Raw genomic sequence first — 11,953 nt, 5'->3', positions numbered from 1 at the left:
TCCTTAAGCTTCTGGCTTGATTTGAGCTACACGGTTTACATCTTTGACTAAGCTACCATGGCTGATCTTGCCGACACCCGCACTCACCACATGAGCACCAGGCAGTACGCCAGTGAGTACTTGGGTTAGCGCACCGTCGGTATTGCCTAGCTTTACTTCCGTCTGACGAGCAACCCCTTCTTCATCAACAACATACAAATATGCATTTGCACCACGGTAAAAGACCGCACTGGTTGGAACTATGTTCGCGAGCTCTTGCTCGAGTGAGACATTAATTTGGGCGAGAAGTCCGGGCCGCAGTAGCCCTTCTGGATTAAACAATTCTGCTCGTACTTTAATATTACGGCTTTGCTGATCGATTTGTGGATCAATACTGCTAATCTCGCTATTAAATACCATGTCAGGAAGGGCATTAAAGCGTAATTCGAGTTTTTGCTTGGTGTTTAACTGTGACAAATAATGGCTTGGTAAATTGAAGTCAACATAGAGCCTTTCAACATCCGTCAATGTGATTAACAATTCACCTCGTTGAACATATTGTCCTTCAGTTAGCGTGTTTAAGCCCGTTACACCATCAAAGGGTGCGGCAATTTGATAGTCAGTGAGTGTTACCGCAGCAGAGTCCCGTTGCGCCTGGCTAATTTGAACTTTGGCTTGTTGGGTTAACAGGCTTGATTCAGGAAGAGAGTTGCGCTCATGAAGTCTCACCATCTCTTTCAGTAAACGCTTATCTTCATTCAGCTGTGCATCTGCTTGAGCAAGGAGCGCCTTGGGTTGACGATCGTCGAGTTGTACCAACAACTGTCCTTGATTCACAGTTTGTGTATCGTGAATCGGTAATCCGGTGATCACACCTTCCACTTGACTGACGAGAGCAACCTGATGACGAGCAAAGACAGTACCTAATGCGACCAAGCTTTCTCCCCACGGCAAAGATTGCACTGCACTAAGCTCAACAGGCAGAGCACGAGAAGATACTGGTAGTTGTGTCGCATTTACTTTATTGATAGGAGATGTGATAAGGCCAGCGATCAGTAGACCTGTAACTAGAGCGAGTTTCATTTGGGTTCCCATCCATGGTTGTTAACCTGACAAATCTCTGTGTTAGAGATTTTTATTTATAATTTAATATTATTTTATCCAAGATTTATGAAGGGACGGCAACAATCTTTACACTTCTATACCTTTATTTTTGGGTTCGTTGCGTTCGCTACTGAGTATTGTGGATAGACTTAGAGGCACTAACGCGCGGGCAGAGTGCAATTGAGTCAGGAATTAGAGTGATAGATATTAATGAGTAAGTTTTATGAGACTTTACGATCTGAAAGCCTTCCCACAATGACGATAGGGTGTCTCGTCCTAAAATACGTTGACAGTATTATTCGGCATGAAAACGGTAATCTGTGAGAGGTTGTGTTTGGTGATGTAACCTTACCACCAATTAGCGTTTTTGTTTTCAGTTCCCGCTAACCTGCTAAGAACCTATTTTTCGGCCGATCAAGACCGGCATAGATTGGCTCTTTAACTATAGTTGTATAGTTACGACGATTTCCCTTCTGCCAAAAATTGGCTAAAAATACGTATATTTAAAGCCCTAAATTTACAGCTCCGGATAAACCGAGTCTGGTTATTCAAGTATGCGTTAAGCCGTGTTCTTGACTTGCAGGTTATTAAGGCAGGTCAAATACTCCCCAATGAACAAAGTAATAACCAGTTACAACTATTTTGTTCAGTTAACCACAATGTAATGGATTTCATTTTTTCTGTAACAAAGCCAGTTTACTTTATTTTTCGTCTTAGTAAGGAAGTAAAGTAATGAAAACCACAATGATCAAACTCGCAGCCTTGACTGCGGCTATCTCTGCAACATCAGCCATCGCAGCTTGTCCAGACACACTACGTTTTGCCGATACCGGTATAGAGGGGACAGAAGAGCTACAGCTGACTTATAACCAGTTCGTTGAAGAAGTCGAGTCGCGCCTTGATGTGAACGTCGAGTTTTTCCCAGTGGGTAACCGCACAACAGCTATCAATGCACTTCGCTTCAACCAAGTGGATATTGTTCTTGCTGGCCCGTCTGAGTATGTTCTGATGACAGAACATGTTGAAGATATCAAGCCAATCAGCGCCGTTGTTCGCCCAGAATACTACTCGGTATTTATTGCACCAACGGATAGCGACATCAACTCAATTGAAGACCTCAAAGGTAAGCACATTGCAATGAAGGACCACGGTTCAACAACCGGTCATATTATGCCAATGTACATGCTGCATAACGAAGGTATTGATCTAGACCGTGATGTTCAAATCAGCCTACTAGACGGTGCTCGCATGCAAGCGCTTGCTTCTGGTGAAGTTGACGCTGTCGGTACTGGAATCCGTGACTTTGCCCCATTTGTAGAGCAACAAGGCGAAGGCAAATACAAAATCGTAGCAGAGAGCGAGACAATGCCTGGCGACCCGTTCATCGCTGGCCCTCATATTTCTCAACAGTGTGCTGACTTCATTCAAGAAAAGTTCATGGATGACGCTGACGGCTTGCTACAAGCTATCCTAGCACCAGGTAAACGTAAGAAATACGTAGGCGCAGAAATGATTACGGTTAACGACGAAGTCTACAACATCGTTCGTGAATCTTACTCTCTACTTTAAGGTGTGACATGCGTCTTGACGTCGTTGATTTAAAGAAAACCTACAGCGATGGTACGCAAGCACTTAACGGGCTCAGCTTCAATGTTGAGCCCGGTGAAGGCGTCATCATTTTAGGTCATAACGGGTGTGGTAAGTCTACCCTAATGAAATGCTTAACCGGTATCGAACCTATTACCTCTGGCAAAATCATTCTAGATGGTACCGACTTAACAAGCGCACCGAACAGAGAGCTTCGAGCACTAAGACAGCGTATTGGCTGTGTTTTCCAGAAGTTCAATATGGTTGGCAATCTGAGTGTGTTGCAAAACGTGCTGTTTGGCATGATGGGTAAAAAAGGCTACTGGTCTTGTAATAGCCTAACGGCTTCAAAAGTCGATCGCCACCGTGCACTGGATGCACTGGATCGCGTGGGGCTTGCTCACCTAGCAGGTCGTCGTACCGATACCTTATCAGGTGGCCAACAACAGCGTGTCGCCATTGCGCGAATGCTGATGCAAGATGCGGAAGTCGTTTTTGCCGATGAGCCGGTCGCCAGTCTTGACCCTAAAGCCGGTCATGAAGTCATGGAACTGCTTTGGTCTGTGATCAAAGAACGCAATATGTCTGTGATTTGTGTTTTGCACCAGATCGAATTTGCGCGTGAGTTTGGCGAACGCTTTGTTGGTCTCAATTCGGGTCAACTGACTTTCGATTCCGCTGCAAAAGACATTTCAGATCAAGATATTGAACAGTTATACCAAATTAAACCTCAAGTAGTGACGAGTACAAATGAACAGTCAATCAGCCAAACTCAATTCTCTCCCGCCTAGATTTGAGGCACCCTCAATCTTTACTTGGGTGATAGCTCTGGTACTGATTGCTTTTTTTGTGAATGGTTTTGCCTCTGCCAATATCACCACAGGTCGACTCACAAACGGGGTGTCTAACCTTGGGATCTTCTTAGGTGATGCCTTTCCACCGAACTTTAGTCGTGTTGATGTCATTGCTAAGGCAATGCTAGAAACCTTCCAAATGGCTATCGTCGGTGTGGTATTCGGTGTCATCTTCAGTTTACCAATGGCTTTGCTGTGCGCGCGTAACACCACCCCTCACCCAATAGTGCGAATGATTGCTGTGAACGTGGTTTCTACCTTCCGCACCATTCCTGATCTAGTGTGGGCGTTAGTGTTCGTGATTGCCGTAGGTCTAGGGCCACTGGCGGGTATCTTAGCGATTGTGATGGATACCATTGGTTTCTGTGCGCGCTTCTTTGCAGAACGTATCGAAGAAATCGACCCAGGACCAAGCCGAGCGCTAAATGCGATCGGTGCCAAGCGCAGCAGCGTCGTTATGGGTGCAGTCATTCCAGAATGTTTACCTTCGTTTGTTGCTACTAGCTTGTTCTCGGTAGAGAAAGCAGTGCGAAGTGCCGTGGTATTAGGTCTAGTCGGCGCAGGGGGGATTGGTGTTGAACTTTCAGCGTCAATGAACTTGTTCCGTTATGACCAAGCTCTAACTGTTATCTTGGCCATACTGATTGTGGTTATCGGTGTAGAACGTGTTTCTGGCATGATTCGTCGCAAGATTATGTAATTTAAACCTAGATACTTAGCAAATGAAAAAGGCTGCCAATTGTGAACTGGCAGCCTTTTATTGATCTTATCACACTGAATAATCTCTCCCGCTGCTGGTTGAGTTTTTATTCTAAGTAGCAATGGGGCACAAACCCGCTAGCGGTGATCATGCCCGCATACCTTTGGACAAAAGCCGTTATAGCTGAGCCTCAACAATAACAAATTTGTTGGTCCCTGCGATTGGTGCATACCATTCACTCTGTTTTACATAAAACGTCGCGCCTTGGATGGAGACTGGTACTGTGTCTAAAGGAAGTGCGTCAACGACAGTACCGACCTGGCGTGATGCCACCTCGACAGTCGTACTTGTGATGACTTCTGTCGTAGCGGTCACAGGTGGTTGTTCTACATACACATAGGTATCGCCACTACGTTTGTAGTACATATTGTCAATAATCGCATAGGAGACACCGGCTAGAATAATATAGCTAGCATATTTAGGCACTTTATGGCGATGGTAAGAACGGTGGACAGGCGTTTTATAAATAGGGCGGTAGATAGGTTTTACAACCACGACCTTCTTAGATGCTTTATGAGATTGATGAGACTTTGCCACCGCCAATGGCGCAGTTAGGCTACAGATAACTGCGGTCAAAATACCGTTGCGAAGTCGGTTAGATTTAATCATTAGATACCTAGAGGTTAATCGTTCTAGTTATATTGTGACAGCTCAAGTTCAAAGAAGCGTAAAGAGCCGTAAAGGAGTGTAAATCTCAGGTAGTGTGGTACTCATGACTGTGAAGCAGTACCTATAAGCCAATGCCCCGCAGCACTTCCACGATTCTGAGGTTTGAAATCGTATAAAAGTTTACGGGGCTTTTGATGGTTACTTACCGGCGGTGCTATTGCTGATTCAACACCCTTAGCAGCTCGTGGCTGGTGTCACAGATATCGCCAGTACCATGACGTGCATCGTAGTAAGAAAGCTTAGTCAGTGTCCACTGGTTCTGCCCCCCCATAACGAGTCCGCGTGCCTTGTTGCTGGATTCGATGACGTTGCCATTAAACACTGTGCCGTGGATTTCAATGTCCTTGATGGCCATTGGCTCCACCTCATAAGGGTGTTGATTCATGATGGTGAAGTTAGCGCGTTTTCCAATATCAATACTGCCGACTTCACTCTCTAAGCGGTTTTGAAATGCAGCGTCAATGGTGATAGCACGCATCGCTTCTTGGATGGTAAGACGCTCTTCAGCACCTAACACGCCACCACTCAGACCTGTTCGGTTCACTGCACTCCATGCGAGCGTTAATGGACGCCCTGGAGCCATTGGAGCATCAGAGTGGAAAGATAGCCTTGCACCCGCATCAATGAATGAGCGTCCTCTTGCCATTACATCTGCACGCTCCTTACCTACGCCCACTTCACCATAGGCTTCACCTAGTACGTGAAGATAGAATGGGTTGGATGAGAACAGCATGCCATTTTTTTCTGCGCGTTGGATATCGGTTGGATCGGTGATCAATAGATGATGGAAGGTCGTTCGGTGATCGTCACGATGTTTCTCTGCCATCATCTTCTCAACAATATCGACACCAACCTCTAATCCGTAGTCACCATTTGAGTGGATGTGCATGGTGTAATCGTTGTGCCAAAATGGGCGCATATTGTCTTCTAGATCTTGTGGATACTGGATCCATTCTCCCTCGTGACCAGTGGTGTAGGCATCTTTGAGCTGCATTAACTGACCAAAGGCGGCACCATCGGTATAAAGCTTGACTTGATTCGGCAAGAAGCGAGTGTGTTCTGTGTTAAATCTTGGGTTGTTGATTACCTGCTCAGCCGACTCAAATGCCACTTGAGCATCGTTACCATTGTGATCATAGAAGGTGTTCCCTGCTACTATCATCAGGTAATCTAGCATGGGCTCAGAATTGTCCAAGATATCAATCATGGCTGTTGCTAAGTCTTCTGGCAGTAGCATGCCTGGGTCAACCGTAGTGGTGATCCCTCCAGCTTGTAAGTATTGGTGTGAACGAGTAATGCCTTCAGCAAACTTCTCTGGAGTTGCCACTAGCGAGAACAGGTGTGGAATGGCGATATAGAGCCCTTTCTCCCACGCCCGACCTTGTTCCCAATCGGTGTAATTGCCAGCGACCTCATCGTTCTCCCATGATTCCTTGGTGATATTAAAGCTTTCAATCGCATGGCTGTTGAAGATGAGCTCATGTACTGAGCGCTGCCAAACGATGATTGGGCGTTCGGTACTGACACTGTCTAGGATTTCTCGGTTCATCTCACCATGAAACAGACTATGCCAGCCCCAAGTAACCAATGGTTCGCCCTCAGGTAGGCTGGCATCCAACTCTTTTAGGCGAGCGATATACGCATCCTGCCCCTGAACACCCTTAACACTTCCCCACGGAAGCTCCCAGTCCGCCGGAGTGATGAAGTGGGTATTGGAAACCAGCGCAAATAGCCAGATGTGAGCGTGAGGTTCAATTAATCCAGGGGTGATCACTTTATTTGCAAAGCTCATTTCTAGGGTGAAGTTCGGTAGATTCTCGTACTCAGCGACCAATTCACTCTTATCACCAATCGCTAGGATCTTGCCGTCTTGAACGGCTACCGCATTGGCGTCTTCAATTTCATCGGACATCGTGATCAGATCTTTAGCCACATAAACAGTGACAGCGATCGAAGCTTCTAACTCAGTGCTGAATAGACTTTGGCTAGGCTCTTTCGTCGCATGGCTACAGCCTGTAACGATTGCTACCGTGGCTGCTAATAGTGATGGTTTAAATGTGCTTTTCATACATGACCCTTCGCCCGGTTGGACTGCTGTGAATTTAGCAATGACTTTATTGAGACACTCCTTTTCCACTGAGATGACAACACCAAATGTCACCGGTGAGTTTATCGCTATCCATGAGATGCCCCAGAAATTAGGCTTAAAATATCAGTGCTTTTCTATCATAATAAGTTAGATATGATGGGTTAAATCCATCATTAACTAGCCGGTAGTGCACGAAATGAGTATATTGAAGATAGGTTGAACAGAGTTTCCTCTCTTAAAAAGAAGCGATAGAGCGAAGATTCCTACAGCAGGGGGGGATCACCTAAACGATTAACGGAGCTGATATGTTTTCCTATGAACACCTAGCGTCCTTTTGCGCTACCGTCGAAGAGGGCAGTTACAGCCAAGCGGCCAAGAAGCTGGGTAAAGACAGAACGACGGTACGTGAACAAGTGAAAGCCTTAGAGGATAGCTACGCAGTGACTCTTTTTGTTATACAAGGTAAAAAGGCCGTAGCTTCTGAGGAGGGGGAAGCTATGTATCGCCAGGCTAAGCTTTTGGTACGAAACAGCGAGCAACTCAATGTCCGTATGATGAATAGTTACAGGACAGAGTACACTCATTTTAATATCTATCATGATATCTTGGTGCCGAATGCGCTGATCCTACATATTGAACACTACCTTGCTAAAGAATTCCCTCACATACGAGTTCATTGGTTGCACCGCAATCGTCAAGAAGCATTAAATGAGGTGTCGACCAACAAGAACTCACTAGCCATCATGCAAAATCGCCTCGATAGCAACCCTGAGAGCACCTACGAGTTTATGCACCTTGGTACGGACCAGTTAGCGGTGTTTTGTAATCCAAGCCACCCACTCACGAGCATTGAGAATCTAACCGCTGGTGATCTTCAACTAACCAAACAATATGTGAGTGAGAACCATCTCCATAGCCTGCCGGATGTATTTTCTATTTCAACAGAGCAACATGTAGTGAGCAATAACGATGTATTGCTCAGCTTGTTGATGCATGATGGATGGGCATTTGTCAGTCGAGATCTTGCTGAAACCTTTGTTGAGTCTGGAAAGCTAGTCGAGTTAAGACCGGCGGAGATATCCGCTAGCCTAAAGGTTGGACTCTCTTTTTATTTCCCCACCGCAATGAAGCATGCGCCTGAGCTGCTAGGGCTTCATGCGACACTCAGAGCATACGCTAGAGATAATATGAGTTGATACCCGGAAGAATACAGAAAGTAGTATAAGGAAAGCAGCCACTCATTTAATCGAGCTGTGGCATTCACAAAACTTCACTACGATGGGAATAGTCCATCATTTGTTTGGTTTTACCCCTCAAACCTGTTTTCATTTTTATTCAGTAGTCTGGTAGTTTTTACTTAGTACTGGATCCGTAATGTGAGGAGAGGCTTATGAACAAAATGACGCTACGATTTTTGTTGCTGATTGGCTTGTTGATTCTATCACCGATCATATTTTCACAACTATTGCTCCAATTTACCCCTATCCACAGCGCCCATGGAATGTAAAAAAGGCCACGATATTGTCTATATCGTGGCCATGTCTTTAGTTTTGAAACTGATTTGAAATGTAGTGAAACCGATTTGAAATGACTTAGCTTGCCATTGGCTTCTCAGACAAGATATCCGCTACTTTTTCTCTTTCTAAGGTGCCTTGGAGCTCACCGTTATCATCAATCACTGGTAATGAGTAATCTGATGAGATCGTCTCGGTTAGAACCTGTTCAATAGCGACATCGGGTGAGATGGTAGGTACATCTTCGTAAATACATGGTTCGATATCGTCAGAGGAGTGCTCGTTAGCGGCAAAAGCCTCGAGCCCCTCTTCCGTGATCACACCCTGGAAGCCGTCTTTGGTGACGTGGTATCCATACTCCTCGTTTCGATTTCGCATTTGAGCCAGCGCGCCAGCAATGGTTGTCGCAGTAATGCGTAGTGAGGGTTTCTGCATCACAGTCTCAACAGTTAATGCACGAGCACGGTTTACGTCTTTAACGAAGGCCTCAACGTAGTCGGTCGCAGGGTGAAGCAAGATTTCATCTGGCGTACCTTGTTGCACCAGTTCACCATCTTTCAAGATCGCAATTCGATCACCAAGGCGCAGTGCTTCGTCCAGATCGTGCGTAATGAAGACGATCGTCTTGTGAAGCTTCTCTTGAAGCTCTATCAATTGATCTTGCATCTCACTACGAATCAAAGGATCGAGTGCTGAGAAGGCTTCATCCATGAGTAGCACTTCAGCGTTGGTACACAATGCTCGCGCAAGACCCACACGTTGCTGCTGACCACCCGACAGTTGGGCCGGATATTGCTCTTCATAACCATTTAGCCCAACGGTTTCAATCCACTCTGTCGCTCTTTCTGAGCGTTCGTCCTTGGCAATGCCTTGAACCTCAAGCCCATATGCGACGTTGTCTAACACCTTGCGATGGGGTAGTAGACCAAAGCGTTGAAATACCATCGACATCTTATGACGACGGAAGTCTTCAAGTTGCTTTGCATCGAGCGTCATCACATCAGAATCACCGACCTGAATGTTGCCGTGGGTCGGTTCAATAAGGCGGTTAAAGTGACGGATCAGTGTCGATTTACCGGAGCCAGAGAGCCCCATGATGACGAAGATCTCACCCTTATTGATCTCAAGGTTGATGTCTTTCAAGCCAACAGTATGTCCTGTCTTGGCTAAGATCTCTCCTTTCGATGCGCCATTCTCAATCATAGGTAAGATAGTCTTTGGTTTAGGGCCAAAGACCTTGTAGAGGTTTGAGATAGTAATAAGTGGCTTAGTCATACTTATGTTCTCCCAGGTGAGCGTTGGCTCGTTTTGCATACGCTTGAGTCGCTCGGTCGATCAAAATCGCCATTGCAACAATCGCAAAACCATTCAGTAGGCCCAGAGTAAAGTATTGATTGGTAATCGATTTGAGCACCGGCTGACCAAGGCCTTTAACCCCAATCATCGACGCAATCACTACCATGGAAAGTGCCATCATAATGGTCTGATTGATGCCAGCCATGATGGTCGGCATAGCAAGGGGTAATTGAACTCCCTTTAGGCGTTGCCAGCGACTCGCTCCAAATGCGGTAGCAGCCTCCATCACCTCTTTATCAACGAGACGAATACCTAAGTTGGTCAAACGTATCACAGGTGGAATGGCGTAGATTACTACGGCAATTAGGCCTGGTACTTTACCAATGCCGAGCAGCATCACTACCGGTATCAAGTAGACAAATGCAGGCATGGTTTGCATCACATCAAGTAAAGGTGTGACGACAGACTGGACTCGATCCGAACGAGCCATTGCGATGCCAATTGGGATCCCGAGTATGATAGCAAGAAGGGTACAAACCGTGATGATACTTAGGGTTCGCATCGTGTCTTCCCACATGCCAAAGTACCCAATGAGTAGAAGGGAGATCACACACCCAACGACGAGTTTAATCGAGCGACTTGCGAGAAAGACTAATCCGGTACAGACGATGAGAACAATCCACCAAGGGGTAGCGAGAAGCAGTTTTTCAAACCAGATTAGAAACGAGAGGAGAGGGTCGAATAAGGTTTCAATAAAATCACCATATTCGCGAGAGAAGTCTTTGTAAGCGCCGTCGAGTGTTTTCCTGATTGCTCGAAGACTCGACCTGTCCATTTCAGGAAAGGTCGTTAACCAGCTATTGTCAGCCATATTTGTTTCCTTACATCAAAAGAGTATCCCTAATACATTAGGGAATACTCTTTTTAGGTTAACGTCATGAGTTAGATTTTAGCGTCAGTGCTTAAAGCTCTGCTGCTATTTTCTCTGCTGCGTCAGCAGGAACCCATGTTTTCCAGATTTCAGGATGGCTCTCTAAGAAGTGGTACATCGCCTCTTCTGAGTTAGCTTGCTCATCTTCCATCCAAGCGAGTAGGGTGTTCATGTCACCATTCATGAATCCACGCTTAGATAGATATTCCATGACCGCAGGATGTTTTGATGAGAACGAGGTTGCAACCACGGTGCTAACCGGTGATTTAGGGAACATAGTCGGCTTTGGTTCTGCACAGTCAATTTGAGTGGTACAGTTCAAAAATTCTTCTGGGTCAACACCACTGCCAAAATCTACTTTCACCATTTTGTACTTGCCCAAGATAGCGGTTGGCGCCCAGTAATAACCGAACCAACCTTCTTCTCGTTCGTAAGCTTTAGCGATAGAACCTGATAGACCGGCACCAGAACCTGAGTCAACAAGCTCAAAACCTGCATCCTTCAAGCCAAGTGCAGTAAATAAATTACCTCCAGAAATCTGACAGCCCCAACCCGCAGGGCAACCGTAAAATGCCGATAAGCTTGGATCTTCTGGATGTTTGAATAGCTTGGCGTGCTTTTTAACCCCTTCGATTGTTTTGAGTTCAGGGTATTGTTTAACAAGATATTCAGGCACCCAGAAGCCTTCTTCGCCACCTTCAAGAAGCGCTTCACCTGCGTACGCAAGTCGGCCTTCTTCGACACCTTTTTCTATCGCTTCTTTAACCGAGTTGGTCCATAACTCAGGTGCGATATCGGGTTGTCCTTTTTCGATCATTGAAGTGGCGGTTGGCATGGTATCGCCAGGGATAAGTTCGGCGTCACAGTTGAAGCCATGTTCGAGGATAAAGCGGTCGATATTGGCGATGACACTAGCAGAGTTCCAGTTCATATCTGCGATAGTGACGGTGCCGCATTCATCAGCGTTTGCCGATGCGCTGGCAAGAAGTGCAAGGGCTGCACATTTCCATTTCATCATTTATTCCTTTAAGTTTTCGTCATCATTGACATTAGTCAGGATATAAAATGTTTCTTTATTAATCAAATTATTAGCCGTAAACGTTATTTTTATATAGAAAACCTGAGAGCAATAGCTGATAAAAGTAGAACCTTGAAGAAATATGCGGATGT

10 protein-coding genes are annotated in these 11,953 nt (G+C 45.7%); 4 read left to right on the top strand and 6 right to left on the bottom strand.

Annotated features, from left to right (window positions below):
* Positions 1-3 precede the first annotated feature (3 nt).
* Positions 4-1,062, bottom strand: a complete 1,059-nt coding sequence (locus tag DPF91_RS01185; RefSeq protein ID WP_164683981.1) for an efflux RND transporter periplasmic adaptor subunit — start codon at positions 1,060-1,062, stop codon at positions 4-6.
* A gap of 753 nt (positions 1,063-1,815) precedes the next feature.
* Between DPF91_RS01185 and DPF91_RS01180 the strand changes: the two genes are divergently transcribed.
* The 3 genes from DPF91_RS01180 to phnE are packed head-to-tail and all read left to right on the top strand — an operon-like array spanning position 1,816 to position 4,224.
* On the top strand, positions 1,816-2,652 hold the full coding sequence (locus DPF91_RS01180; RefSeq protein WP_117232612.1) for a phosphate/phosphite/phosphonate ABC transporter substrate-binding protein: 837 nt from the start codon (positions 1,816-1,818) through the stop codon (positions 2,650-2,652).
* An 8-nt stretch (positions 2,653-2,660) separates the two neighbouring features.
* A complete protein-coding gene (gene phnC, locus DPF91_RS01175) occupies positions 2,661-3,461 on the top strand; it encodes a phosphonate ABC transporter ATP-binding protein (protein WP_117232611.1) in 801 nt (266 codons plus the stop codon).
* Positions 3,421-4,224: a phosphonate ABC transporter, permease protein PhnE gene (gene phnE / locus DPF91_RS01170; protein WP_117232610.1), complete on the top strand. Its 804-nt coding sequence runs from the start codon at positions 3,421-3,423 to the stop codon at positions 4,222-4,224. The genes phnC and phnE overlap by 41 nt, the downstream gene beginning before the upstream one ends.
* A 177-nt stretch (positions 4,225-4,401) precedes the next feature.
* Here the strand turns inward: phnE and DPF91_RS01165 are convergent, their stop codons facing one another.
* Entirely contained in the window at positions 4,402-4,893 is a 492-nt protein-coding gene (locus DPF91_RS01165; RefSeq protein WP_117232609.1) for a hypothetical protein, read from the bottom strand.
* A gap of 214 nt (positions 4,894-5,107) precedes the next feature.
* Positions 5,108-7,021: an amidohydrolase gene (locus tag DPF91_RS01160; protein WP_117232608.1), complete on the bottom strand. Its 1,914-nt coding sequence runs from the start codon at positions 7,019-7,021 to the stop codon at positions 5,108-5,110.
* A 326-nt stretch (positions 7,022-7,347) separates the two neighbouring features.
* On the opposite strand from DPF91_RS01160, the gene DPF91_RS01155 reads away from it, so the two are divergent.
* Positions 7,348-8,238 carry a LysR family transcriptional regulator gene (locus tag DPF91_RS01155; protein ID WP_117232607.1) on the top strand — a complete coding sequence of 297 codons (891 nt, stop codon included), beginning with the start codon at positions 7,348-7,350 and terminating at the stop codon, positions 8,236-8,238.
* Between the two features lie 396 nt (positions 8,239-8,634).
* Here the strand turns inward: DPF91_RS01155 and DPF91_RS01150 are convergent, their stop codons facing one another.
* The 3 genes from DPF91_RS01150 to DPF91_RS01140 form a co-directional block, all read right to left on the bottom strand.
* Positions 8,635-9,831: a quaternary amine ABC transporter ATP-binding protein gene (locus tag DPF91_RS01150; RefSeq protein ID WP_117232606.1), complete on the bottom strand. Its 1,197-nt coding sequence runs from the start codon at positions 9,829-9,831 to the stop codon at positions 8,635-8,637.
* Positions 9,824-10,723 carry an ABC transporter permease gene (locus DPF91_RS01145; RefSeq protein WP_117232605.1) on the bottom strand — a complete coding sequence of 300 codons (900 nt, stop codon included), beginning with the start codon at positions 10,721-10,723 and terminating at the stop codon, positions 9,824-9,826. The genes DPF91_RS01150 and DPF91_RS01145 overlap by 8 nt, the downstream gene beginning before the upstream one ends.
* 91 nt (positions 10,724-10,814) lie before the next feature.
* Positions 10,815-11,798 carry an ABC transporter substrate-binding protein gene (locus DPF91_RS01140; RefSeq protein ID WP_117232604.1) on the bottom strand — a complete coding sequence of 328 codons (984 nt, stop codon included), beginning with the start codon at positions 11,796-11,798 and terminating at the stop codon, positions 10,815-10,817.
* Positions 11,799-11,953: the final 155 nt, after the last annotated feature.

The sequence above is a fragment of the Vibrio maerlii genome, assembly GCF_003415655.1.
Lineage (GTDB): Bacteria > Pseudomonadota > Gammaproteobacteria > Enterobacterales > Vibrionaceae > Vibrio > Vibrio maerlii.
The sequence above is the reverse complement of the archived record's forward strand: the minus strand, read 5'-3'. Positions and strand labels throughout refer to the sequence as shown.